Annotated in this window: 29 protein-coding genes and 2 pseudogenes; 21 read left to right on the top strand and 10 right to left on the bottom strand. The window is 61.5% G+C overall.

The window, feature by feature from the left end:
- The first annotated feature begins 11 nt into the window (after positions 1–11).
- Genes BMX59_RS17470 through BMX59_RS17445 form a run of 6 tightly spaced genes read left to right on the top strand, consistent with a single transcriptional unit; the run spans position 12 to position 4,255 of the window.
- Positions 12–458, top strand: a complete 447-nt coding sequence (locus BMX59_RS17470) for a hypothetical protein (RefSeq protein ID WP_092244992.1) — start codon at positions 12–14, stop codon at positions 456–458.
- Positions 455–1,456, top strand: a complete 1,002-nt coding sequence (locus BMX59_RS17465; protein ID WP_093123900.1) for a FliM/FliN family flagellar motor switch protein — start codon at positions 455–457, stop codon at positions 1,454–1,456. Before BMX59_RS17470 ends, BMX59_RS17465 begins: the two co-directional genes overlap by 4 nt.
- Positions 1,453–2,106: a type III secretion system export apparatus subunit SctR gene (sctR, locus tag BMX59_RS17460; RefSeq protein ID WP_017137580.1), complete on the top strand. Its 654-nt coding sequence runs from the start codon at positions 1,453–1,455 to the stop codon at positions 2,104–2,106. The genes BMX59_RS17465 and sctR overlap by 4 nt, the downstream gene beginning before the upstream one ends.
- Positions 2,107–2,116: 10 nt before the next feature.
- Entirely contained in the window at positions 2,117–2,386 is a 270-nt protein-coding gene (locus tag BMX59_RS17455; RefSeq protein WP_093123897.1) for an EscS/YscS/HrcS family type III secretion system export apparatus protein, read from the top strand.
- Positions 2,387–2,392: 6 nt separating this feature from the next.
- Positions 2,393–3,205 (top strand): type III secretion system export apparatus subunit SctT, encoded by an 813-nt coding sequence (gene sctT / locus BMX59_RS17450; protein WP_071491925.1) that lies wholly within the window; start codon positions 2,393–2,395, stop codon positions 3,203–3,205.
- A gap of 3 nt (positions 3,206–3,208) precedes the next feature.
- Positions 3,209–4,255 carry an EscU/YscU/HrcU family type III secretion system export apparatus switch protein gene (locus tag BMX59_RS17445; RefSeq protein ID WP_071491924.1) on the top strand — a complete coding sequence of 349 codons (1,047 nt, stop codon included), beginning with the start codon at positions 3,209–3,211 and terminating at the stop codon, positions 4,253–4,255.
- Positions 4,256–4,287: 32 nt separating this feature from the next.
- Here BMX59_RS17445 and BMX59_RS17440 read toward each other — a convergent pair whose 3' ends face one another.
- A complete protein-coding gene (locus BMX59_RS17440) occupies positions 4,288–4,710 on the bottom strand; it encodes a hypothetical protein (RefSeq protein ID WP_092245004.1) in 423 nt (140 codons plus the stop codon).
- Positions 4,711–4,923: 213 nt separating this feature from the next.
- The gene (locus BMX59_RS17435) at positions 4,924–7,740 is read right to left on the bottom strand and encodes an ATP-binding protein (RefSeq protein WP_093124183.1); all 2,817 of its coding nucleotides are present in this window, start codon (positions 7,738–7,740) and stop codon (positions 4,924–4,926) included.
- Positions 7,741–8,311: 571 nt separating this feature from the next.
- Between BMX59_RS17435 and BMX59_RS17425 the strand changes: the two genes are divergently transcribed.
- The 10 genes from BMX59_RS17425 to BMX59_RS17380 all read left to right on the top strand — a co-directional run bounded on the left by BMX59_RS17425 (position 8,312) and on the right by BMX59_RS17380 (position 15,249).
- Complete coding sequence (locus BMX59_RS17425; RefSeq protein ID WP_049712652.1) at positions 8,312–8,584, top strand: BufA1 family periplasmic bufferin-type metallophore; 273 nt, start codon at positions 8,312–8,314, stop codon at positions 8,582–8,584.
- A complete protein-coding gene (locus tag BMX59_RS17420) occupies positions 8,581–8,988 on the top strand; it encodes a DoxX family protein (RefSeq protein ID WP_093123889.1) in 408 nt (135 codons plus the stop codon). The genes BMX59_RS17425 and BMX59_RS17420 overlap by 4 nt, the downstream gene beginning before the upstream one ends.
- An 18-nt stretch (positions 8,989–9,006) precedes the next feature.
- Positions 9,007–9,768: an alpha/beta fold hydrolase gene (locus BMX59_RS17415; RefSeq protein ID WP_071491921.1), complete on the top strand. Its 762-nt coding sequence runs from the start codon at positions 9,007–9,009 to the stop codon at positions 9,766–9,768.
- Between the two features lie 26 nt (positions 9,769–9,794).
- On the top strand, positions 9,795–10,067 hold the full coding sequence (locus BMX59_RS17410) for a BufA2 family periplasmic bufferin-type metallophore (protein ID WP_093123885.1): 273 nt from the start codon (positions 9,795–9,797) through the stop codon (positions 10,065–10,067).
- A gap of 54 nt (positions 10,068–10,121) precedes the next feature.
- A complete protein-coding gene (locus BMX59_RS17405) occupies positions 10,122–10,946 on the top strand; it encodes an MNIO family bufferin maturase (RefSeq protein ID WP_093123881.1) in 825 nt (274 codons plus the stop codon).
- Positions 10,943–11,692 carry an HvfC/BufC N-terminal domain-containing protein gene (locus BMX59_RS17400; protein ID WP_093123878.1) on the top strand — a complete coding sequence of 250 codons (750 nt, stop codon included), beginning with the start codon at positions 10,943–10,945 and terminating at the stop codon, positions 11,690–11,692. The genes BMX59_RS17405 and BMX59_RS17400 overlap by 4 nt, the downstream gene beginning before the upstream one ends.
- Positions 11,685–12,137, top strand: a complete 453-nt coding sequence (locus BMX59_RS17395) for an alpha/beta fold hydrolase (protein ID WP_093123874.1) — start codon at positions 11,685–11,687, stop codon at positions 12,135–12,137. The genes BMX59_RS17400 and BMX59_RS17395 overlap by 8 nt, the downstream gene beginning before the upstream one ends.
- An 86-nt stretch (positions 12,138–12,223) precedes the next feature.
- Positions 12,224–13,588: an MFS transporter gene (locus BMX59_RS17390; protein ID WP_093123870.1), complete on the top strand. Its 1,365-nt coding sequence runs from the start codon at positions 12,224–12,226 to the stop codon at positions 13,586–13,588.
- 46 nt (positions 13,589–13,634) lie between these two features.
- Entirely contained in the window at positions 13,635–14,765 is a 1,131-nt protein-coding gene (locus BMX59_RS17385) for an MFS transporter (RefSeq protein WP_092245028.1), read from the top strand.
- A gap of 16 nt (positions 14,766–14,781) precedes the next feature.
- The gene (locus BMX59_RS17380; RefSeq protein WP_256572974.1) at positions 14,782–15,249 is read left to right on the top strand and encodes an MEKHLA domain-containing protein; all 468 of its coding nucleotides are present in this window, start codon (positions 14,782–14,784) and stop codon (positions 15,247–15,249) included.
- Here BMX59_RS17380 and BMX59_RS17375 read toward each other — a convergent pair.
- A complete protein-coding gene (locus BMX59_RS17375; RefSeq protein ID WP_092245035.1) occupies positions 15,246–15,767 on the bottom strand; it encodes a DUF3087 family protein in 522 nt (173 codons plus the stop codon). The two genes, BMX59_RS17380 and BMX59_RS17375, sit on opposite strands and share 4 nt — an antisense overlap.
- A 113-nt stretch (positions 15,768–15,880) precedes the next feature.
- On the opposite strand from BMX59_RS17375, the gene BMX59_RS30490 reads away from it, so the two are divergent.
- Together BMX59_RS30490 and BMX59_RS17370 are read left to right on the top strand one after the other, a co-directional pair.
- A complete protein-coding gene (locus tag BMX59_RS30490; protein ID WP_175486688.1) occupies positions 15,881–16,057 on the top strand; it encodes a hypothetical protein in 177 nt (58 codons plus the stop codon).
- 14 nt (positions 16,058–16,071) lie between these two features.
- Positions 16,072–16,272, top strand: coding sequence for a DUF6021 family protein (locus BMX59_RS17370; protein ID WP_083351478.1), 201 nt, complete (start codon positions 16,072–16,074; stop codon positions 16,270–16,272).
- A gap of 21 nt (positions 16,273–16,293) precedes the next feature.
- Here BMX59_RS17370 and BMX59_RS17365 read toward each other — a convergent pair whose 3' ends face one another.
- From BMX59_RS17365 to BMX59_RS17350, 4 genes are all read right to left on the bottom strand, one after another.
- Entirely contained in the window at positions 16,294–16,803 is a 510-nt protein-coding gene (locus tag BMX59_RS17365) for a flavin reductase family protein (protein ID WP_093123862.1), read from the bottom strand.
- Between the two features lie 70 nt (positions 16,804–16,873).
- The gene (locus BMX59_RS17360; protein WP_092245041.1) at positions 16,874–17,908 is read right to left on the bottom strand and encodes a methionine synthase; all 1,035 of its coding nucleotides are present in this window, start codon (positions 17,906–17,908) and stop codon (positions 16,874–16,876) included.
- Between the two features lie 27 nt (positions 17,909–17,935).
- A complete protein-coding gene (locus BMX59_RS17355; RefSeq protein ID WP_092245044.1) occupies positions 17,936–18,919 on the bottom strand; it encodes a DUF1852 domain-containing protein in 984 nt (327 codons plus the stop codon).
- Between the two features lie 214 nt (positions 18,920–19,133).
- Complete coding sequence (locus BMX59_RS17350) at positions 19,134–19,370, bottom strand: DUF6555 family protein (RefSeq protein ID WP_058425027.1); 237 nt, start codon at positions 19,368–19,370, stop codon at positions 19,134–19,136.
- A 120-nt stretch (positions 19,371–19,490) separates the two neighbouring features.
- On the opposite strand from BMX59_RS17350, the gene BMX59_RS17345 reads away from it, so the two are divergent.
- The 3 genes and pseudogenes from BMX59_RS17345 to BMX59_RS30815 form a co-directional block, all read left to right on the top strand.
- Positions 19,491–20,327 carry an arylamine N-acetyltransferase family protein gene (locus tag BMX59_RS17345; protein WP_093123854.1) on the top strand — a complete coding sequence of 279 codons (837 nt, stop codon included), beginning with the start codon at positions 19,491–19,493 and terminating at the stop codon, positions 20,325–20,327.
- A 123-nt stretch (positions 20,328–20,450) separates the two neighbouring features.
- On the top strand, positions 20,451–21,203 hold the full coding sequence (locus BMX59_RS17340) for an outer membrane beta-barrel protein (RefSeq protein WP_093123849.1): 753 nt from the start codon (positions 20,451–20,453) through the stop codon (positions 21,201–21,203).
- Between the two features lie 189 nt (positions 21,204–21,392).
- Positions 21,393–21,461: pseudogene (locus BMX59_RS30815) on the top strand (hypothetical protein); the annotation flags it as partial.
- Positions 21,462–21,559: 98 nt separating this feature from the next.
- Here the strand turns inward: BMX59_RS30815 and BMX59_RS17335 are convergent.
- The 3 genes and pseudogenes from BMX59_RS17335 to nuoN form a co-directional block, all read right to left on the bottom strand.
- Positions 21,560–21,874, bottom strand: coding sequence for a helix-turn-helix domain-containing protein (locus tag BMX59_RS17335; protein WP_071491908.1), 315 nt, complete (start codon positions 21,872–21,874; stop codon positions 21,560–21,562).
- Positions 21,864–22,213, bottom strand: a pseudogene (locus BMX59_RS17330) (toxin). The gene BMX59_RS17335 and the pseudogene BMX59_RS17330 overlap by 11 nt, the downstream one beginning before the upstream one ends.
- 240 nt (positions 22,214–22,453) lie before the next feature.
- A complete protein-coding gene (gene nuoN, locus BMX59_RS17325; protein WP_058425023.1) occupies positions 22,454–23,917 on the bottom strand; it encodes an NADH-quinone oxidoreductase subunit NuoN in 1,464 nt (487 codons plus the stop codon).
- Positions 23,918–23,924: the final 7 nt, after the last annotated feature.

Below are 23,924 nucleotides of genomic sequence, written 5' to 3'. Positions count from 1 at the left end.
GAGCAAATCCAATGAAAACCCAACAACTACGCACCCTGCAAACCCTGCGGGTGTTGCGTGAACAGCGGGCCGCCAGCCAACTGGCCGCGCAGCAGCAACGCTGCGAGCAGACCCACGGTGTGCTGACCGACGCCAAGGAGCAATTGCGCCTGCACCGTGAGGCGATTGCCGAAGAAGCGCGGCAGGTTTATGCGTCCCTGACCGAAGGCCTGTCGGTCGCCAGTTGGCAGGCCGCCCAGGATCGCCTGCGCGGCCTGTCGGATGACCAGCAGCAACTGGAAAACGATGTGGCTCACGTGTCCACCACGCTGCAAAGCCAGGAGCGCGAGCGCGATGTGTTCCGTCAGGAGCGCCTGAGCCGCCAGCGCCAGTCCGAGGCCTGGCAAAGCCTGCTTGAGGGGCGTGAAAGCGCCGAGCGCCGGGTGGGCGAGCTGCGTGATGAAGGCGCCGGCACATGATTCCAGCCCTTGCCGATCCGCTGTCGCCGTGGCTGACCCACTACGACCCGGCGTTACTGGCACTGCACAACCAATTGCACCGCCGCTGCCGTCCCTGGCAGGGCCGTTGCGGCGGGCAGGACCTGCGCGTGAGCTGGGCCGCCGCAGCGCGCCGCCTTGATGCGCCGCGTCATGTGCTGCTGTCGCTTGGCGGTGCCGCGATGCGCCTGAGTTTGCCCGCTGCGGCGCTGGAGCAACTGATGCTGCCGCTGGCGCTGCCGTTCGATGTGCAGCCGTTGCCTGCGCTGCCGCGCGCGTTGTTGCTGGAGCTGGCGCTGCTCGACCTGATCGAAAGCCTGGAGCCGTTGCTCGGTCACCCGCTGCAGGTGCTCGAAGCCGGTGATGAGCAGGGCGTGTTTGCCCTGCGGCTGGCGCTGGAGTTGACCTTCGGCAACCAGCCCGCGATGAGCGCCCAGTTGGACCTGAGCGAAAGCGCCGCCGTACTGGTCACGCAGTTGCTGGCGCAATACGCCGAGGTCGAACCCGACCCCTTGCCAGGCCTGCGCCAGACCCTGGCGGTGGTGGCGGGGCGCCAGTGGCTGTCCCTCGGTGAACTGCGCAGCCTGCGCCCCGGTGATGTGCTGATGCTGGAACAAGGCCCGGGCCTGTTGCTCGACCTCGATGGCCGCCTGCAGGCGCGCTGCCAATACCAGGGCGAAGTCCTGCGCCTGCAGGAAGCCTTGAAAGCCCCCTTTGTGGAACCGGAGAACCCCATGACTGATGTTGATGCCGCCGTTGCGCTGGATGCCCTGCCGTTGAAACTGGTGTGCCAGGTGGGCAGCCTGGAACTGACCCTGGCGCAATTGCGTGAACTGGGCGCCGGCAGCCTGTTGCAGCTCGACACGCCGGGCGTGGACAGCGTCGACCTGATGGTCAACGGCCGCCGCGTCGGCCAGGGCCAACTGGTGAAAATCGGTGACGGCCTGGGTGTGCGCCTGCTGAGTTTTGCCACCCCATGACCGGTTATCAGCCGAACCTGATCGAGATCATCCTGGTCGTTGCGACGATCGGGCTGATCCCGCTGGCGGTGGTGACACTCACCGGGTTCATGAAGATCTCGGTGGTGCTGTTCCTGATCCGTAACGCCCTTGGCGTGCAACAGACGCCGCCGAACCTGGTGCTGTACGGCATCGCGTTGATCCTGTCGGTGTACGTGACCACGCCGTTGATTGGCGACATGTACCGGCAGGTGGAGGGGCGCGACCTCAACATCGAGCATGTGGAGCAACTCAAGGATTTGGGCGATGCATTGCGTCCACCGTTGCAAGCGCACCTGAAGCGGTTTGCCAATGAGTCCGAGCGCGGTTTTTTCGTGCAGGCCACCGAGACCATCTGGTCGCCTGAAGCACGCGCCGATTTGCGTGACGACGACCTGGTGGTGCTGATCCCGGCGTTCGTCAGCTCGGAACTGACCCGCGCCTTCGAGATCGGCTTTCTGCTGTACATCCCGTTCCTGGTGGTGGACTTGCTGGTGTCCAACGTGCTGATGGCCATGGGCATGTCGATGGTCTCGCCGAACCTGATCTCCATTCCGCTGAAGATTTTTTTATTCGTGTCCCTGAGCGGCTGGTCGCGCTTGATGCACGGTTTGATTCTGAGTTACGGCTGAGGCACGACCCATGGGCCAGGACGTATTCCTGTCATTGATGAAACAGGCGCTGATGACGGTGCTGATGCTCTCCGCACCGGCGCTGGGCGTGGCGATTCTTGTGGGCTTGAGCGTGGGCCTGTTCCAGGCGCTGACGCAGATCCAGGACCAGACATTACCCCAGGTGGTGAAGCTGGTTGCGGTGTTGCTGACCATCGTGTTCCTGGGGCCGGTGCTCGCCGGGCAGGTGGCGGAACTCGGCGGCCAGGTGCTGGACAACTTTGCGATGTGGACGCGCTGACCGCCCATGGATGCCAGCCTGACCGCGCAGTTCCTCGAAGTTGCCTACCCGGTGATCAGCTCCGCGTCGCTTGCCGCTTGCCGTGCCATGGGCGTGGTGGTGATCACCCCGGCGTTCAACCGCCTGGGCCTCACCGGCATGATTCGCGGCTGTGTGGCCGTGGCGATTTCCATCCCGATGTTCTTCCCGGTGTTCGACGCGCTGACATCGATGCCGGAGCACGGCAGCCTGTTTATCGCCGGGTTGCTGATCAAGGAATTCCTGATCGGTATTTTGATCGGCCTGCTGTTCGGCATTCCATTCTGGGCCGCCGAGGTGGCGGGGGAGTTGATCGACCTGCAACGCGGCTCGACCATGGCGCAACTGGTGGACCCGCTGTCGTCCGGGGAATCCAGCGTGATGGCGACCCTGCTCACGGTGATGCTGATCACGCTGTTCTTCATGTCCGGCGGGTTCATCCTGATGGTCGACGGCTATTACCACAGCTACCAGCTCTGGCCGGTCACCGCGTTCACGCCGGTGTTCGCCAGCTCGGCGCTGCTGGCGGTGTTGTCGATCCTTGACCAGATCATGCGCGTCGGCGTGCTGATGGTCTCGCCGTTGCTGATCGCACTGCTGGTGACCGACCTGATGCTCGCCTACCTGTCGCGCATGGCGCCGAACCTGCATATCTTCGACCTGTCGCTGCCGGTGAAAAACCTGTTTTTCACGATCCTGATGGTGGTCTACATCGGCTTCCTGATCCCGCTGATGCTCGACCAACTGGCGGAGTTTCGCGGCACGGTCGAACTGCTCAAGACCCTGGCCGGCATGGAGTAGCCCATGGCCGATACCAGCGAAGAAAAATCCCAGCCGGCCACGGACAAGAAACTCCAGGACGCACGCAAAAAGGGCCAGGTTGCCAAGAGCCAGGACCTGGTGTCGGGCATGGTCATCCTGTTCTGCACGCTGTGCATTTCCGTTCTGGCGCCACGGGCCAAGGCCCAGGTCACGGCGCTGATCGACCTCACCGCGCTGATCTACGTCGAACCGTTCGCCACGGTGTGGCCACGGGTGCTCGACCATGCCGAGCAACTGGTGATCGGCATCACGTTGCCGGTGATGGCGGTAACCACCGGCGTGGTGATCCTGACCAATATCATCACCATGCGCGGGTTTGTGTTCTCCACGGACCCGATCAAACCCGAGTTCAAACGCATCAACCCGGCGGAGGGCATGAAGAAGATCTTTGCGCTGCGCAACCTGGTGGAGTTCATCAAAGGCCTGATCAAGGTGCAGGTGCTGGCAATCGCGTTCTACGTGGTGGGCAAGCATGCATTGCAGGCGCTGATGGAGTCGTCGCGCTGCGGTGCCGAGTGCATGCAGTCGACATTCTTCCTGGTGCTCAAGCCGCTGGTGTTTACCGTGCTGTGCGCATTCATCCTGGTGGGCGGGGTGGACGTGATGATGCAACGCTGGCTGTTCGGCCGCGACATGAAGATGACCCGCAGCGAGACCAAGCGCGAACGCAAGGACATCGACGGCGACCCGCTGATCAAAAGCGAACGCCGCCGCCAGCGTAACGAGATGCAGGCTCTGGCGACCAAGTTGGGTTTGGGCCGTGCGTCCTTGATGATCGGCACCACCGACGGTTGGGTGGTTGGCGTGCGTTATGTGCGCGGGGAAACGCCGGTGCCGGTGATCGTGTGCCGGGCCTCCCCGGAGGAGGCGTTGTTGATGCTGCAGGAGGCGTATGACCTGGGGATTCCCCATGCGCCGGACAAAACCCTGGCAGCGGACATCGCAAAAAAGGCGGTGGCTGGCGACCCGGTACCTGATGCCGCATTCCAGGCAGTAGCGGACTGGTTGGTGGCAGCCCGTCTGATCTGAAGTAAAGGCGGTGTCATCGCCTTTACTTCAGATCAGACGCGCATGGCTCCAGAGGTTGGGGCCGCCGCCACAACGGGTAAGACAGGCGCAACCGGATTGGCTGCGCCTACGACTGTTGGCGCCTTTTCGAGGGCGGTATCGACTGAGGGTCCAGGTGAATCGACAGAGGTCGCCTCTTTCACGGCAGGTTTTTCCGGGGGGCGCAGATGTTCGGGGACCTCGTTTTTCAAGGCTTTCCAGGACGGCTCAAGCGATACCGGCGGTTTTTTGGGGGGCGCGGCGGCTGGTTCCTTGTCGGGTGCTGGTTTAGCCGTCTTGTCACCTGCTATGGCTTTAATCGCTTTACCTGTGCCGTAGGTGGCGCCGGCAGTGGCCACACCGGTGACGGCACCGACAGCGATTGCTTTGCCAGCGCCAATCAAGGCGGGAATGATTGCAGCAAGAAATGGAAACATAGGTAGGGTCCTTCATTAGCCGGGACGGAAGCCGATCATGAGTGTCCAGAGCGCCTCCATCAGTTCCATTTCTTATTGCTGGGTTCAATCAATTCCGACATCGTGGTTGTCGTTGGTCCACTCCGACGGTTTGAGCGAGTACTTATCCTGGTCTGCCTGACAGGGTCATTTCACCGCTGTAAAAGCTTGTGCGATTCATCCCATGTTCAATCACTACCGGTGCTGGAGCCGCGGCAACGAGGCAATGCGCAACTTGGGTTCCTGCAACCGCGCCAGGTCGGTCGCGATCTGCGCCCGCCAAAAATGCGCGCCCGCCAACTGCGCGTCCACCCAGGCCTGGCGCAGCAGCACGGTGGCCTTGTCCACCGAGCCGTAGTGCGCCTGGCGCAGGATCAGTTGCGCCTTGATCCGCAGTATTTGCGGCACGAACCAACGTTCATGGCGGCCGAGGGCCAATTGCAGGGTGTCTTCGAGCACTTCCAGGGCGAGTTTTTCCAGGCCCAGGCGCGCCAGGCCCAGGGCGTACTCACAGCGCAGCAGGCTGTAGAGCTGGCTGTCGCCCTGGCCTTGCAAGTGGTGCAAGGCTTCGCCCAGTTGCGGCACGCCGGTTTCCTGGGCGCCTTCGCGGATCAGCAGGATGTTTTCGAAACACAGGCGAAATTGCCGCCAGATATGCAGGTCCTGGCCGGTGGTGCTGTCTTGCAGCAGGCCCAGGTAATAGCGCACTTTCGGCAGGTTGGATGCCAACAGTGCCAGGGGTATGGCACCCAGGCACAGGGTGTACCAGAGGGTCGCGGGATGTTCGAGGGAGATGGCTTCGTCGACGCAACTGCCGATCAGGCGCAGCGCCGGGTCGACATCGCCTTCAAGCAACTGCACCTTGGCCTTGAGGCAGCGGGCGGCGATGCGTTGGTCGAATTGCAGGTCGATGATGTGCGAACGCGGTGCCGACGGCGAGCCCAGGGCTTCATCGATGTTCTGCCGTGCCCCCATCAGGTCACCCATATGGAACAGCGCCACGGCACGCATGCGCTTGCCGAGCAATTGTTGGCTGCCGCTGCTGTTCAGCGCGATGTAGCGCTCGGCCAGTTCCAGGGCTTCGGTGTACTGGTTGCAGCCGCAGCGGTCGGTCCACAGGCCCCACAGGGCACGCAACTTGTGCTCGGCATCGCCGAGGTCGCGGGCGTCTTCGCATACCTGGCGCCAGGCGTCGCGCATCGGGCCGCCGGTGCCGTAGGTGAGCATCAGCACGCTGGCCAGGGCCGTATGCAACAACATGCGCTGGCGCAAGGGCAGCGGGATGAGGACGTCGCTGGCCAGGCCTTTGTCGACCCAACTGCGGCACTCGCTGATCAAGGACACCCGCAGCCACAACGGCACGCCGCCCAGGGTCAATTCGATGCCCAGGGACAGGTCGCCGGTGGGCGAGTAGGCCCAGTCGAGGGCTGCCCGGATGGTATTGATCTGCGCAGCGTAGAGGGCCAGCCAGGTGCCCGGCGACAAGCCATCCAGGGTTCGCCCGGCTTCCTGCAGCACGCCGAGCGCATAGCGCGCATGACGCTGGCAAGTGGTACGGGTTTCGCCCTGTTCGTCGAGTTTTTCCAGGGCGTAGGCGCGGGTGGTTTCCAGCAGGCGGTAGTGCTTGGGCACGGTGGATTCGCTGGCGATCAGCAGCGACTTGTCCATCAGGCTTTCGAGCAAGGGCAGGGCGTTGCGCGGGGCCAGGCGGCTGCTGGCGGTCATCGTCTTGACGGCCTCCAGGGTGAAGGAACCAGTGAACACCGCGAGCTGGCGCAGCATGGCCTGTTCGTCGTCGCTGAGCATGGCGTAGGTCCAGTCCAGGGTCGCGCTCAGGGAACGGTGCCGGGCGAGGGCGGTACGCCGGCCAGTCATTTGCAGGCGGAAGCTGCCGTCGAGCAGGCCCACCAGGTCCTGGATGCCAAAGGTGCGCACGCGGGCGGCGGCGATTTCGATCGCCAGCGCGTTGCTGTCGAGTTTGCGGCAGATCGCACTGACGGCCGCGACGTCGGCGTCGGTGAACACAAAACCCGGGTCGAGGGCGCGTACGCGTTCCACAAACAGACGCACGCCGGACCATGCCAGGGCTTGCTGGGCGCTGAGGTGGGCGTGTGCGTCGGGCACCTCCAGCGGCGCCAGGTCATGCACCCGTTCGCCGTGTGCACGCAGCGGTTCGCGGCTGGTGGTAAGCACACAGCATTGCGGGGCGCTGCGCAGCAGGATTTCGACCACGTCGGCGGTGGCCGGCAGTACGTGTTCGCAATTGTCGAGCACCAGCAGCAAGCGGCGGTTGGCCAGGCTGGCGACCACACAGTGCAGCGGGTCTGCGCTGACGGTCTGGATACCCAATGCACTGGCGAGCATGCCGGCCACCCATTGCCCGCCAGTGGCGGGGGCCAGGTCGACGAAGCACGTGCCCAGATTGAGTTCACCGGCCAGACGCTGCGCCACCGCCATGGCCACAGTGGTCTTGCCGATTCCGCCGGGGCCGGTGAGGGTGACGAAGCGCTGGCTCATGACCTGGTCGGCCAGGCTGGCGATCAAGGCGTCGCGGCCGATCACCTCAGCCGTCGGCGTCGGCAGGTTGGGCTCATCCACACGCACATAGGGCGCGGGCAGGTGCTCTTCACTGGCCGCCTGTACGGTGACGGGGGCGACAAAGCGATAGCCGCGGCCCGGCACGGTGACGATATAACTGCAGTTGCCATCGTCACCCAGCGCGCGGCGCAGCGCGACGATCTGTGCGCGCAGGTTGCATTCCTCCACCACCACCTTGGGCCAGGCGAAGGCGATCAGTTCGGCCTTCTCCAGCAATTCTCCCGCACGGGTCACCAGGGCAATCAACAGGTAGAGCGCGCGACTGCCCAGGGTGACCGGCACGCCGTTGCGCAACAACACATGCTGCTTGGCCAGTAATAGATAGGGGCCAAAGCCCAGGGTGCTGTCAGGGGCGGCCGGCGCGGGATGGTCTGCGTCCAGGAAGGACACTGCGTGGTTCTTGCTCGAGCTCATCAAATCGTCCTTTTTATAGTCAGGCTTGTTATTGGCGATCAGGCCATTCGCCCTTTTTGGGGTACAGATGTGCAGCAGCAGTCTTGGAAAAATGATGTCGATCAACCGTGTTAAAGGCTGCCCTCCTTTGGGGCGTGGTCGTTTTTATGGTGACGTCACGGAGCCTGTTTCAGGGGATGAGACTGTCTCAGAGCTGAAACATTTTATTACTAGAAATACTGATAAAGCAGAATGTATGCCAGTTGGCATGTAACAAACATGACAACAACCGCATGAAATTTATGGTGATTTTTGCGGTCGTCGACGACACGGGAGGGCCTTCGTTCGGAAAGGCGAATATTTCTAATTGTGTCGTTCGGGATGCCGAATAAAGCGCCGGGGTTTTGGCACTGTTTTATTGACTGTGTATCGAACTGTATCCCTGCACCATCCTGATACACCTGCATGACGTTCTGTCGCGTTCGCGACACAGAGCGGATACACGCCTGGCTTTAACTCTGCTCACCAGCTGGCGCAGGCGGTCACCGACCCCAAGCGCCCTGGCCACCCTCAGTCAAGCCAGGAGACTCTTATGAAGCGTCCTTACGCAGCCCTCGCTGCAACCCTTGCGCTGTCCCTCAGCGCCTTCGCGGCCGTGGCCCACGCCGACGAGCCCAAGCCCCAGGAAAAATGCTTTGGCGTGTCCCTTGCCGGTGCCAACGATTGCGCCGCCGGCAAAGGCACCTCGTGTGCCGGCACCGCCACCACCGACTACCAGGGCAATGCCTGGGTGCTGGTGGACAAAGGCACCTGCACCCAGATCAAGACCCCTAAAGGCTTCGGCAGCCTCACGGAGCAACCGTGATCCAGCGCCTGCTGCCCGAAGCCCTGCTGTTGCTGGTGGCCCGGGTGGCGATCGCGGCGGTGTTCTTTCTGTCGGGACGCACCAAGGTCACCGGTTGGATTGAACTCAAGCCGTCGACCTACACGCTGTTCCGCTCGGAGTACGCCTTGCCGCTGATTCCGCCGGAGTGGGCGGCGCACCTGGCGACCTACGCCGAGCACCTGTTCCCGCTGTTGCTGGTGCTGGGCCTGCTGACCCGTCCGGCCGCCGCCGCGCTACTGGGCATGACCCTGGTGATCGAGGTGTTTGTGTACCCCGATGCCTGGCCGGTGCACCTGACCTGGGCGGGGCTGTTGTTGCCGCTGCTGGCTTATGGCGGTGGGGCCTGGTCGCTGGACCGCCTGATGCTGGGCAAACGTTCTTAACTTTGATGGAGATTTCCCATGCGTATGCTTTCTTCCCTGGCCATTGCCATGGCCTTGACCGTTCCGATGCTGGCCCAGGCCGCGGATGCCCCGCAGCCCGGCACCGGTAAAAGCGTGGTGATCGTGCCCGGTTCGTTCGTCGACGGCTCCGGCTGGCGTGTGGTGCACGACATCCTGATTCACAAGGGCTACAAGGTCACGGTGGTGCACCAGGGCCACGAGAACCTGGCCGCCGACGTGGCCGAGGCGCGCGAAGTGCTGGAGCAGCAAGTCGGCCCGGTGGTGCTGGTGGGTCACAGTTCCGGTGGCGGGGTGATCTCGATTGCCGGCGACCGCGACAAGGTCAAGTCGCTGGTCTACGTGTCGGCGCTGCAACCGGAAGTGGGCGAGAACATGGCCCAGTTGATCGGCTCCATGCCGGCGCCCAGCGATGACATCAAGCAGAGCCGCGACGGTCACCTGTTCTTCGACCGTGCCAGGTTCAACGCCGACTTTGCCGCCGACCTGACCACCAACCGCACCGACTTCATGGCCGCCTCCCAGGTGCCCGCGACCACTGCCCTGTTCGGCGGCACCGTGTGGGCCGCGGCCTGGCACAAAAAGCCGACCTACGCGGTGGTCTCCACCGAAGACCGTGCCCTGAGCCCCGACCTGCAGCGCTGGATGTACAAGCGTGCCGGTTCCAAGGTCACCGAAATCAAGGCCAGCCACTCGGTGTACATCTCCCAGCCCGAGGCTGTGGCGAAGGTCATCGAAGACGCTGCGTCCGTTATCAAGTAATTCACCCCAACCCTGGAGAAACACCCATGAACACTGCACTCAAATCCCGCCTGAGCCTCGCTGCCGCTGCCGCCCTTATCGCCATGGCCTCGGCCTCATTCGCCAGCGCCGCCAGCGCCGCCGACCAACAGGAAAAACCCGGGCGCTGCTACGGCGTCAACACCTGTAAAGGCACCAGCCTGTGTGCCACCGCCAAGAACGACTGCAAGGGTCTCAACAGCTGCAAGGGCGAAGGCGTGATCGTCAAGACCCCGTCCGAGTGCCTCAAGGCCGGTGGCACCTTGACCGAACCGAAGTAATCCACCCGGCGGGCCCTGTGTGGGCTCGCCACTTATTCGTTGCGGAGATCCGTCATGTCGACATCCAACCCTCACTTTTCAGGCTACGGCCTGGGGCTGCGCAAGGAGCATTACTGCGACTTCCTGGAGACTTCGGTGCCCGTGGATTTTGTCGAAGTGATCTCCGAAAACTTCATGGTCGCGGGCGGCCAGCCCCGGCACATCCTGCGCCAGGTGCGCGAGCGCTACCCGGTGGCACTGCATGGCGTGTCCATGTCCATCGGCACCGCCGAAGGGCTGGACACCGATTACCTGCGGCGCCTCAAGTCGCTGGTGGATGAAATTGAACCGCTGTTTGTCTCCGACCACCTGAGCTGGTCGCGCAGTGGCGGTTTCAATGCCCATGACTTGTTGCCGGTGCCCTACACCGACGAAGCGCTGGACCGGGTCTGCGCCAATATCCACCAGGCCCAGGACGTGCTGGGCCGTACGATGCTGTTCGAGAACCCATCGAGTTACCTGGCGTTCGAGGGGGCCTGCATGACCGAGTGGGAGTTCATCACGGCCATGGCCCGGCGCACCGGCTGTGAACTGCTGCTGGACGTCAACAATGTGTTTGTCAGTGCGAGCAATCACGGTTTCGACGCCCTGGCGTTTCTCGACGGCATCCCCGCCGAGCGAGTACGCCAGGTGCACCTGGCCGGCCACAGCCAGGGCCGTGACATCTTGATCGACAGCCATGACAGCCCGGTGTGCACCGGCGTCTGGGAACTGTATGCCCAGGCCATGACCCGGCTGGGGCCGGTGGCGACCATGATCGAGCGTGATGATGAGATCCCGCCGCTCGCCGAGTTGCTTCAGGAACTGTCGATGGCCCGGACATTGGGGGCGGCGCTATGAACCTGGCGCAATTTCAGCAGGCTTTTCGCCGCTGGCTGGTGAACGCGTCGGATGAATCCGCGCAGTTGCTGGGCAGCAATCACGTCGGTTTGGCGGTGTACCAGAACAATTACCGCGCCCAGTTGGTGGGCTGCCTCGAACAGGCGTTCCCCAACCTGCGCCGTTGGCTTGGAGAGCAAGCGTTTCTGGCCGCGAGCATTACCCATATCGACAACCATCCGCCCCATGCCTGGACCCTGGATGCGTACCCCGAGGGGTTCCACGCCACCTTGAAGGATGTGTTTCCACTGAATCCGGATGTGCATGAGCTGGCCTGGATCGAGTCGGCCCTGAATGAGGCCTTTGTCGCCGCTGATGCGCAACCGCTGGCCCTGGAAGCGCTGGCCGAACTGGACTGGGACACGGCGGTATTGCAGCTCACACCGTCGTTGCGTTGCCACGGCTTGACCACCAATGCCGAGGCTATCTGGTCGGCGCTGTGGCAGGAAACGTCCGCGCCGGAAGCGGTGATGCTGGAACAGGCGGGCGGTTTGCTGGTGTGGCGGCGGCAATTCACCTCGCGGCTGCGTCAGGTCGATGCGCTGGAACTTCAGGCGGTGCAGCAGGTACAGGCTGACGGCAGTTTCGCCGGGCTGTGTGAGTGCCTGGTGCAACGCCTGGGGGAGGGCGCGGGCGTGATGCAGGCAGGTGAATACCTGGCCGCTTGGCTGGGCAGTGAATTGATCGTGGGGGTGAGTGATGTTTGACCGTCGTGGATTTTTACTGCTGGCGACGGTGGTGATCGCCGCCCCGGCGTTTGCGCTGCAACAGGTGAGCACGGATGAGGGGGAGGTGCGTTATGAGCAGTTCGGGCCGGAGGACGGCCATGCGATCATCTTGCTGGCGGCGGATGTGCACGTGTTTGCGGCGGTCAGCGGGCCGCTGGCGGCGCAGGGTTTCAGGGTGATCGTGCCGTACCTGCGCGAGGCCGATGACGTGACGCTCGGCCAGGATGTGCTGGAACTGATGAACGCGCTGCATATCCCCGAGGCGGTGCTGGCCGGTGTGGAACAGGGCGCACGCGTGGCGACGCACACGGCTACCCTGAAACCGACACGCTGCGTGGGGCTGGTCACGCTCAACACAGTGCCCCAGGCGGGTTTTGCCGAGGCGGTAGGGGTGATGGCTAAAACCGGGCACTGGCGAACATGAAAATACGGACAGTTAGCCAATCGGCCACTGAATAAATTCGCGGCTGCCATTAATCTAACCGCCTTAGTCACCTGCGCGGATTGTTCATGTCTTCTGTTGCCGATGGGTTGCCCCTCGATAAACGCCTGCCGGCCGTGATCGCGATCTCCCTGGGGATCGGCATGGCGACCCTGGACACGGCCATCGTCAACACGGCGTTGCCGACCCTGGCCGAGGGGATCGGCACCGATTCCGCTTCGGTGATCTGGGTGGTCAATGCCTACCAGTTGGCGATCATCGCCACGGTGCTGCCGTTTGCTTCGCTCAGCGATGTGCTGGGGCATCGCCGGGTGTACCTCGGCGGGTTGTTGCTGTTTATTGTGTCGTCGCTGTTTTGCGGGTTGGCCGGCTCGCTGCTCACCCTGACTGCCGCGCGAGTGGCGCAAGGGCTTGGGGCGGCGGCGATCATGAGCGTGAACACGGCGTTGCTGCGGCATATCTACCCGTCAAAAATGCTCGGGCGCGGCCTGGGCTATAACTCGTTGGTGGTGGGGTTGGCCTTTACCCTTGGGCCGACGGCTGCGTCGGCGATTCTGTCGGTGGCGACCTGGCATTGGTTGTATCTGATCAACGTGCCGCTGGGGTTACTGGCCTTGGGGTTGGGCGTGCGCTCGTTGCCGACCCTGCCAATGACCGGGCATGCCTTCGACCGTCTTGCCGCCGTACTGTGCGCCGGGCTGTTCGCCCTGCTGGTGCTGGGCCTGGGCACGGCGGTGCACGGTGCCCAGGGTGCGCTGACGCTGGGTGTGATTGCGATGGCACTGGTCTGCGGCGTGCTGCTGTTGCGGCACCAGGCCGGGCACCCGGCACCGATGCTGGCGCTCGACCTGTTCAAGCGCCCGGTGTTTGCCTTGTCTTCCTTGACGGCCGTGTGTGCCTTCAGCGCCCAGGGCCTGGCCTTTGTGTCGCTGCCGTTTTTGTTGCAGGCGGTGCTCGGCCATAGCCAGGTGGAAACCGGTTTCCTGATGACGCCATGGCCGGCGGTGGTGGCGGTGATGGCGCTGGTTGCGGGGCGTCTGGCGGACCGTGTGTCCCTGGGCGTGCTGTGCGGCATCGGCTTGTTGATGCTCAGCGTGGGGATGGCTGCGTTGGCTACCCTGGGCAGTGGCGCCTCGGCATTTGATATCGGCTGGCGCATGGCGCTGTGCGGGGCCGGGTTCGGTTTTTTTCAGTCACCCAACCTCAAGGCGTTGATGACCAGCGCACCGCTGGCGCGCAGTGGCGGGGCGAGCGGCATCGTGGCGATTTCACGCCTGTTGGGCCAGACGCTGGGCGCATCGCTGGTAGCGTTGTGTTTCCACCTGTCTGTGGGCAGCGGCCCGCATTATGCGCTGTGGCTGGGCTGCGGGTTTGCACTGGTGGGCGCCGTGGCCAGTGGTCTGCGTTTGTTGCCCTATGGGAAAAAGGGCTGATTAACGCTACCGTGGCGACCTGAATATTTCGGGATGTTTCAGATTTATGTCCAGCCTGGCCCTCCGCACCGCTGATACCCACTCCCGCCGCGCCGCTTTGACCTTGGCGTTATGCCTGCCCAGTGACGTGTTGCTCTACCTGTTGCTGCCCATGGAATCCCAGGCGTTCGGCATCACCCTGGCCCAGGCCGGGGTGTTGCTGGCCGCCAACCGCCTGGTGCGGATTTTCGGCTACCGGCATGTGCTCAATTTCTACGCACGCAACGGCGACCGCCTGACCTGCATGATCGCCGCCGGCGCCGCGGCGTTGTGTGCGGTGGGCAACTCGATGTTGTCCGGGTTTGCCGCATTGCTCTGCCTGCGCCTGGTGTGGGGCTTGTGCTTTGCAGCGTTGAACCTGTCGACCCAAGTGCTGGCCACGTCGGAACCTGCCGGCGCCGCACGCCGCGCCGGGCGCTCGCGGGCGTTGATCGCCCTGGGGCCGATGCTGGCGCTGCCCCTGGGCGGCTGGCTGACGCTGTGGGCCGGGCCGCGTCCGATCTTTCTGATTCTGGCCGGGTGTTGCCTGGTGGGCTTGTGGATGGCGCGCGGTTTGCCTACGGTCGGGCATGATTTGCACAGCACCCCGGGCCGACGCTTCAAATGGCCGGACAGTGTGGCAGTGTGGTCGTTTATCGAGGGCGTGGCGCTGGACGGGTTGTTTATTTTTGGCCTGTCGATCCAGGCGCAGAAGCTGCTGGGCGGGGATGCGGTGCTGATCGCCGGCGGCCTGATGGCGTTGCGTTATGTCTCGGAAATGCTCCTGAGCCCTTTGGGCGGTCGAGCGGCCCAGCGTTTTGGCGCCACCTCGATGCTGTTGCTGTTTTCGTTCCTGAGTGCCCTGGCCCTGACGGCGTTCGGCAGTTACTGGGTGATTGTCGGCGCGGCGGCGGTACTGGTGTTGCGCGCACTGCAACTGCCGCTGGTGACTACCCTGGTGGCGGAGCGCAATCCCGGGTCGATGCGGGTGTCGGCCCTGGCCTCGAATGCCGTGTGGCGCGATATCGGCGCCGGCCTCGGCCCCTTGCTCGCCGGCCTGCTGCTGCCGATCGCCTCGGCGCCGTGGGTGTTTGGCCTGGCCGGTGCAGCCATCGCCGTCAGCGCGGTGTTCTGCTGGCGGGCAAAAAATTCCAACTGATGATGTGAGGTTGTACGTGTCCTCTCAAGAAAGCTTCGTAGACGTGCTGGACAAGGCCTATCGACACTGGACCGGCCAGGGACTGCCGGCCCCGGCACACCTGGACGCACAACAGCGCCTGGCCTGGCTGCACCGCGACGCACCTTACAGCCTGCTGGCCCATGACGGCGGCGCAGATCCGCGATTTACGTATGTGAATGAATGCGCCCTGCAGTGCTTCAAATACCCGCGCGAGAGCTTTATCGGCATGCCCTCACGCTTCAGCGCTTCGGCCCTCGACCGCGATGCGCGCCAGCTGCTGCTGGAGCAAGTCACCGCCAACGGCATCGCCGAGGGCTACAGCGGTTGGCGGGTGGATGCGCACAACCAGCCGTTCATGATTCATGCCGGGGTGGTATGGACCTTGCTCGATGACGCCGCCCAGCCGTGTGGCCAGGCGGCGCTGTTCTGGCCCGACGAGCAGCGCATCGGCGAGTTGGCTTAAGCGGTTTTCAAGGTTGCCAGCCAGGCGGGGTCGAGACGGGTTTGTTCGGTGTCGATCCCCAGCGCCTGCATCCTGGCCTTGTGCGCCTCGACCTCAGCTACCAACTGCACCTGGGCGCTGGAGTTGGCCTCCAGCTCATGCATCTGCGTCAAGCCCAAGTGGTAGAAGCGCAGCACCTTGATCGCCGCCGGGTCATTGGCCTGCACCCGCTCGATGACCTTGTGCATCACATTGGTCACGCTCATCAGGCTGCGCTTGAGCTGCCAGCCATACACCGCCGGCGCGAGCCACCCCTGGGTCCAGAACGGGCCACGGATCAGGGCCATGGTGATCAGCACCCCGGCGAACACACCGCCGACATTGAAGCGGAAATTGTCACCGCCGGGCTCACCAAACAGCATCACCGCCAGGCTCGACAGCAGCATCGCCAGGGCGACGAACAACACGGCCACGATCAGCGTGCTGCGCCGGGTCTGTTGACGGAAGGTGACAGGGTCGCAGGGTTTGAGCTCGAACATCCGGGGCATTTCTCCAGAAGGGGCCGGCATCATCTCACGCTTGGGCAAACAAGTTGAACGATGCTGCACGGCGGTTTCTCTAAATTGATGTAGACCCTTTGAGGTGAGCCATCATGCCCGAATACAAGCAACCACCGCCCGGTACCCCGAACCCTGACCGCACACCCGGAGAGGAAGAGCGCGACAACGATGCGTTGCGCCCCAACGACCCGGCGGAGCGCCAGGAAGACGACGTGGAGCGCGTCGAGGATGACCTTGAACGCCTCCATGACAAGGCTCGCCCACTTTAAATGAGGAGAACGCCGTGAGTGACACATCAAAAGGCCCGGCTTCGGGCGAGCATTCCAGTGTTCAGGATGAACTGGGGTTTGATCCGGATTCACCGGATGTATCGGATCCGCAGGTAGACCCGATTGGCCCGGCTATCGCGCCGTTGGATAAGAAAAATACCGACAAGGACGAGCGCAAACCACCTTACGATCCGCTGGGAGATTTGAAGACTTGATCCGGCCACGGTCCTTGCGGCTCATTCTTGCCGACACGCATCGTGCGTGGCGAGGTCGCGATACTGTCCTTTGAAGTACAGCAATGGCCGCGAAGCAGTCGCTTCAGGCGGGTTCATGGCTTTCACTTCGCCGATCACGATCAGGTGATCACCCGCGACGTGTTCGGCGTGAATTTCGCAATCCAGCCAGTGCAGGCTGCCGGCAATGAGCGGATTGCCCAGTGGTGATGCCTGCCACTCTACGCTGTGCCACTTGTCTGTGCCTCGCCGAGCGAACTGGTTGGAAATCCTGACCTGCTCGCCGGACAGGATATTGACGGCAAACCGGCCGGCCTGGCGCATCCTCGGATAGCTGGCTGAATTGGACATGACGCTGAATGACACCAGTGGCGGGCTCATCGACACGCTGTAGAACGACTGGCAAGTGAAGCCGATCGGCTCGCCGTCAACGTGGGAGGTAATCACTGTAATACCGGACGCGTAGTGCCCGAGGGCTTCTCGAAAGCGCGAGGGCTCGATGGGAGGTGACATGGGCGGTCCTGAATGGGGGGACGTGCGAATGCGCCAGGCAAGGCCTGACATCGTCAGGCCTTGCGCATTCTCAGTACGGGTTCGAGAGTTCGTTTCGGACAATCGCTGCGCCGGCACTCAACGCATTCAGCTTGCCCCTGGCGATGTGACGAGGCAGCGGCGCCATGCCACAGTTCGTGCAAGGGTAGAGCTTGTCGGCATCGACAAACTGCAGTGCTTTTCTCAAGGTGTTGGCGACTTCCTCGGGTGTTTCAATGGTGTGGCTGGCCACGTCGATGGCGCCGACCATCACTTTTTTGCCGCGGATAAGTTCAATCAGCTCCATGGGCACATGGGAGTTGTGACACTCCAGCGAGACGATATCGATACTGGATTGCTGCAGCTTGGGGAAGGCTTCTTCATATTGACGCCACTCTGATCCCAGCGTCTTTTTCCAGTCAGTATTGGCTTTGATGCCGTAGCCGTAGCAAATATGCACGGCGGTTTCGCATTTGAGGCCTTCAATGGCCCTTTCCAGGGTGGCCACGCCCCAGTCGTTCACCTCATCAAAGAACACGTTGAAGGCGGGCTCGTCGAATTGGATGATATCCACCCCGGCGGCTTCTAATTCAAGGGCTTCCTGGTTGAGGATTTTGGCGAATTCCCAGGCGAGCTTTTCACGACTCTTGTAATGGTTGTCATACAGCGTGTCGATCATCGTCATGGGGCCAGGCAGCGCCCACTTGATGGGTTGACTGGTTTGCTGGCGCAAGAACTTGGCGTCTTCGACAAACACGGGTTTCTGGCGGGAAACAGCCCCTACGACCGTTGGCACGCTTGCGTCATAACGATCACGGATTCGCACGGTCTCGCGTTTCTCGAAATCAACACCGCTGAGGTGTTCAATAAACGTCGTCACAAAGTGTTGGCGCGTCTGTTCACCATCACTGACGATATCAATGCCCGCGTGCTGTTGTTCCTGCAGGGACAGGCGCAAGGCGTCGTGTTTGCCCTCGGTCAATGCCTCATCCTGCAGTTTCCAGGGTGACCACAGTGTTTCAGGTTGAGCCAGCCAGGAAGGTTTAGGCAAACTGCCGGCGGTCGAAGTAGGTAACAACTTTTTCATCAGGGATGACCTTGTAGTATTAATGCGTCAAAGCGCGCAGTGGGCGGACCACTGTTGAAGAACAGCCTGGTAGGGTTTGATAAAGTGCTCTTCAACAAATTTTCCCTGTTCAATCGCCAGGCGGCTGCGTTCTTCTCGATCGTAGACAATCAATGTCAGTGAATAATCCTGGTGCTTCAAGCTGGGTCGGTAGAATTTGCCGGCGGCAGAATTGGCATTGTAAATCTCGGGCCGGTAAATCTTCTGGAAAGTGTCCATGGTGCTGATGGTGCTGATGAGTTCAAGATTGCTGTAATCTGCCAGCAAATCACCGGAAAAATAAAAGGCCAGCGGCGCAACACTGTTTGAAGGCATGAAGTAGCGAACCTTCAAACCCATTTTATTGAAGTACTCATCCGTCAAGGAGTAGGCGTCCTGTTGGTATTCAAAGCCCAATACAGGATGCTGGTTTTCTGTCCGATGATAGGTCCTGGTGTTCGAAACGCTCAGGCAGATCACCGGCGGCTTCTTGAAGTTTTCTTTGTACGTGTCTGAGTTGACGAAGTGCTTGAACAGTTTTCCATGCAAGTCGCCAAAGTTCTCGGGTGTGCTGAACTCGGTCTGATTCTTGTTGTGTGCTGACAAGGCAACGCTGAAATCGTAGTCGCGAACGTAGGAGGAAAAGTTGTTGCCGACAATACCCTCAATGCGTTCATGGGTGTGTTGATCGACAATCGTCGTTTTCAATATTTCAATCAGCGGGATGGCGTTGCCACGCTGTTCAGGGGCAATGTCCATTTCAACCGAGACGATATCAAGTTCCACTCTGTAGCGATCACCCTTGGGGTTATCCCACTGCGCCAACGCATTGAAACGATTGTTGATCATCCTCAATGTATTGCGCAGATTCTCCTGGCGACTTTTGCCCCTGGCCAAGTTGGCAAAGTTGGTGGTGATGCGCGTGTTTTTCGAGGGCTGATAATGTTCGTCGAAACGCAGGGTTTTGAGGGTAAAGGCAAACTCGCTGTTCATTGTGGCCTGACATCCTGATTTCCGGAATACACCTGATGGGTTGTTCAGGTGCCAGATTGATTTCTGGAATCAATAATTAGGATGTAGTTTAGGCAGCGCATGGGTCGAGTGAAATTGAATTGATTTCACTGAAGCGTTAGCCCTGTTCATGATGGGCAAATGGTCAACTGCAGAGGGTGTTAAAAGCCCCACCTTGTACGATGGGGCTGTGCACTTACTTGGGTGCGATCCACGTGACATCCGTAATCCCAAACTTCTCCGCCCAGGGCCGGGTGGTTTTCTTGACCTGCTCATGCCCCACGCGCCCCACGCGACTGACATGGGCAATATCGGCATCCACCGCCGCCCAGTGCCAGGCCTCGGCGTTGTTCATCACTTCAGCACGCACCACAAAGGTTTTCGGTTGACCGTGCAGCTGATAATTGATCGTGTAGATTTTTGCGGTACTCATGTTGCCTCCCTGTGTTGTTATAGATGGATAGGGCAGCGTTCAAAAAGGTTCATTCAAAATGACAATCTGCAGGTTGGCGCGGCATAGTGATGCCTTCTTCCTGTGCCCAAGGATCGCGCCATGCCTCTGCTGACCCATAGCCGTCTCTACCTGCAACGCCTGGGTTATGACACGCCGCCGGCGCCCACCCTGCAAACCTTGCAGGCCCTGCAACTGCGCCACGTGTGCAGCTTTGCCTTCGAGAACCTGTCGAGCCTGATACGCCTGCCGGTGCCGATCGACCTGCCCAGTGTCGAACAAAAAGTGCTGTTGGACGGGCGGGGCGGCTATTGCTATGAGCTGAACCAGATGTTCCTGGCCTTGCTGCAGGAACTCGGCTTCGAGGCGCGTGGCATCACCGGCCGGGTGGTGATGGGCGGGGCGCCGGATGCACGCACGGCGCGTACCCATCGTTTGAGCCTGGTGACCCTGGACGGCGTGCGCTACATCACCGATGTCGGCTTTGGCGGCATGGTGCCCAGCAGCCCGTTGCAACTGGACACCGAAGCGGTGCAGGCCACGGCCCATGAACCGTATCGCCTGACTTTCGACGGGCAGGGCAGTTACACCTTGTGGGCACAAGTGGCCGAGGAGTGGCGTGGGCTGTATGTGTTCGACCTGCAAGTACAGGCGGATATCGATTACGAAATCGGCAACTGGTACGTCTCCACCCACCCGGATTCGGTATTCGTGGGCCAACTGAAAGTCGCACGCCTGGCACCGGGCAAGCGCCATACCCTGAACAACACCCACTATGCGATCCACTCCCTGGACCGGCCGAGCGAAAAACGCACGCTTGGCAGTGCCGATGAGGTGGTGCAGGTGCTGACTGAAACCTTCAGGATTCGCGTGCCGGACACGGCAACGCTTCGGCAAACCCTGGATGGCCTGGTCCTGGCTGCCTCCCGGGAATACTGAGATAGAGCCTCGCTGAACCGTTTTACCTCCAAATTCACGCAAATTAATTCGAACCTTTGGCGCATGCCGGGGTTCGAACCGTTTCCTGAATAATTTGCTCACCAGACAAGGAGATGTAAAACGATGTCCAAGCTATTCGGAAAACTCTTCAAGGGTTCCTCGCTGCTGGCGCTGGTCGCTGCGCCTGCCGTGGTGTTCGCCGCACCGTCCACCGACCCGATCTCCACCTTCGGGATCCTGGGCAGCTACAACGACTTCAAATTCGAAGGCGGCAGCCAGAGCGACAAGAGCCACATGCCTGAGGCGGGCCTGTTCTACAACTTCGGCAACAAGCTCACCGCCGAATCCGGCTTTATCTACCAGGCCGGTATCGAAGCCAAATACGGCGAAAAGAGCGATAACAAACTCAAGGAAGGCCAGGCAGACCTGGATCTCGGCTGGCGCGCCGCGCTGGATGCGCGCAACTTTGTCGACGTGATCGTTGGCGGTGGCTACAGCTGGACCCGCTACGAGCCAGAGATCAACGACCTCGACGTGAAGCTCACCAACAAATCGCCGTTCGCCAAGGCGGCCCTGGGCTATAACCACCAGTTCGATGACATGACCCTGCGTCTTGAAGCCGGCGCCCGTCGCACCATCGACGGTCGTACCAAGCTCAAGGTGGAAGATTTCGGCAGCGACACCGTGGACCTCAAGGACCGCACCAACCCCTACGCCGAAGTCAGCCTGTTGATGAATCAGAAGGGTGACCTGCCGGTGGTCGCGGGCTTGTACTACACCCGCACCGAGTACAAACTCGACGGTAACTCCGAAGTGGCTGACAACACCAAACTCAAGCGAGATGAGTACGGGTTCAAGGTCGGTATTGCGTTCTAAGTGCATCGCCCGGACGTGGGTGGCCAACGCCCACGTTCAACTGTCCCCGCCAGCCCCCCTCTGTGTCCGCCAAAACCCTCAACGCAGTCGCGTCGCTGCCTTAGTGTGGAACCTGCTTTCCATATCCTCAGAAGAGAGGGTGGCCATGCCCCGCATCGCCTACCAGACCCTGGCCTGGGCAATTTTCACCTCGGCGCGTTGGGCGTGGCCACTCGCATCCGCTTGCAGAACCGCACCCCGTATCACCTGCGCGAACGCTAGTGGACCGCCAGGACTGGGGGGGTGGCTGCGCATAACATGCTCGGCGGCCCATAGTGCTGAATGAAAAAGCCCCGAACCTGTCGGGGCTTTGTTGATCAACCCAATGCAGCGAGTTGCGCAACGGTTTCCGGGAAACGTGCCACCAGGCGAATCAGGGTGGCGGCCTGGGCATTTGGCTTGGCCCGACCTTGTTCCCAGTTTTCCAGGGTGCGGGTGTTGGTGCGCAGGTACATGGCGAACACCGACCGGGAGAGGTTGAGTTGTTGACGCACGGCCACCACCTCCTCGGCGGTAAGCGGCTCCAGTTGATTGAGATGAACCTTATGGGTTCGCAGGGTGACTTTGCCCTGGCGTTCGTTTGCCAGGGCGTCGAAGCCTTCGACCAGTTCGGAAAAGATTTCACGTTTCATGATGTGTTCTCGCTTTGATTTCCCTGTCCAGCATGTGTTTTAGGGCTTTTTTGTGCTGTGGTGTCAGGTCATCCTGTTCGTGCTTGCCGTACAGGGTGAACAGCCAGAATTGCGTGCCGCCCGACCACCAGTAGTAAATGACCCGCAGGCCACCGCGCTTGCCTTTGTTGCGTCGCTCGTCGATGAAGCGAACCTTGCGCAGTCCGCCTGTTCCCTCGATCACATCTCCTGCTTCCGGGTTCTTCATCAACTCTTGTTGAAAACCCTGGAAAAGCTCGTACTCAGATAGTCCTTGCGATGCCGCTCGAAGGCCGGCAGTTCGATAAATAGAGCAGCCATGTTCTGTACGTAGCCTACGTAGAGTTTGGTGGCCCACCTGCTTATGGTCAAGTGACCTGGCTGTGGGAACTTTCCTAAAACTCAAACACCATACGGCGGGTTTCGGCGTGCATATGCCAGATGAGTAGGCGAGTGGAAGAGGGAATTTCCGTGAGTTGAAGAGGGTGTTTGAACCCCATTGCCCAGAATGCAAAACGGCGCCCGAAGGCGCCGTTTTGTTGACTGCATCCCGCTAAGCGATCAAACGCCCAACACCGCGTGCTGCACCAGGGTGAGCAGCGGTTGTGGGTACACGCCCAGGAAGAACGCGAGCAGGGCAATGGCCAGCAGCATTACACCGCCTGCCTTCTGTTCCCAGTGCAGTTCGGCATCCACACGGCGCAGGTTCGGCTCGATCAGGTACAGGGTGACCATCACGCGCAGGTAGTAGAACACGCCGATGGCGCTGCCCAGTACCAGGGAGGCAACCAACCACCACTCGTGCGCTTCGACGCCGGTGGCGACGATGTAGAACTTGCCGATGAAGCCCGCCGTGAGCGGAATACCGGCCAGGGACAGCATCATCACGGTCAGGACGGCGGTCAGGTACGGACGGCGCCAGAACAGGCCGCGGTACTCGTACAGGGCGTCGGCGTCACGGCCTTTGAACGGCGAGGACATCAGGGTGATCACGCCGAAAGCGCCGAGGCTGGTGATCACGTAGGTGACCAGGTACACACCCATGGCTTCCACGGCCAGGCCTTTGCTCGCCACCAGGGCGATCAGCAGGTAGCCGAAGTGAGCGATGGACGAGTAACCCAGCAGACGCTTGAGGTTGTTCTGGGTCAGGGCCAGCAGGTTACCGAACAGGATCGACGCGATGGCGATCACGGTCAGCACGTTGCTCAGCACGCCAGTGTTGGCAGCAGGCGAGATTTGGAACAGACGCACCATCACCGCAAACACCGCAACCTTCGACGCGGTCGCCAGGAACGCGGCCACCGGCGCCGGGGCGCCTTCGTACACGTCCGGGGTCCACAGGTGGAACGGCACCAGCGACAGCTTGAACGCCAGGCCGATCAGCATCATGGCCAGGCCCAGTTGGGCAATCGGCGCAGGCAGGCTGGTGGTGGCCAGGGCGTGGCCGATACCGGTGAAGCTCAGGCTGCCGGCTTCGGCGTAGAGCAGGGCCATGCCGAACAACAGGAACGCGGAACCGGCGGCGGACAGCACCATGTACTTGATGCCGGCTTCCAGCGAGCGCTTGTTGAAGAACGCGTAGGCCACCAGGCCGTAGGTCGGGATCGACAGCAGTTCCAGGCCGATGAACAGGCCGGCCAGGTGCTGTGCGCTGACCAGCACGATGCCACCGGCCGCGGCCAGCAGGATCAGCAGGTACAGCTCTTCCTTGTTGCCTGGGTAACCGGTGCCGCCTTCGCCCATGTAGGCGTGGGCGAGGGTGACGCAGGCCAGGGTCGCGACCAGGATCAGCGCGATATACAGCAGGGCGAAGTCATCCACCATCATCAAAGGCGTGACCGCCAATGGCGCGACCTTGAGGGCCGGGATGATCGACAGCAGGGCCAGGTTCAGACCGGCACAGGACAGCAGGAACGTTTGCGAGTGATTGCGGCGCCAGGCGATTGCCAGCATCACCACCACGATGGTGAGGCTGGTGATCAGCAGCGGCGCAAGCGCGATAAAGTGTTGGATCGTGAATTCCATAGCGCTC

The sequence above is a fragment of the Pseudomonas sp. NFR09 genome (genome assembly GCF_900111535.1).
Taxonomy (GTDB): domain Bacteria; phylum Pseudomonadota; class Gammaproteobacteria; order Pseudomonadales; family Pseudomonadaceae; genus Aquipseudomonas; species Aquipseudomonas extremorientalis.
The sequence above is the reverse complement of the archived record's forward strand: the minus strand, read 5'-3'. Positions and strand labels throughout refer to the sequence as shown.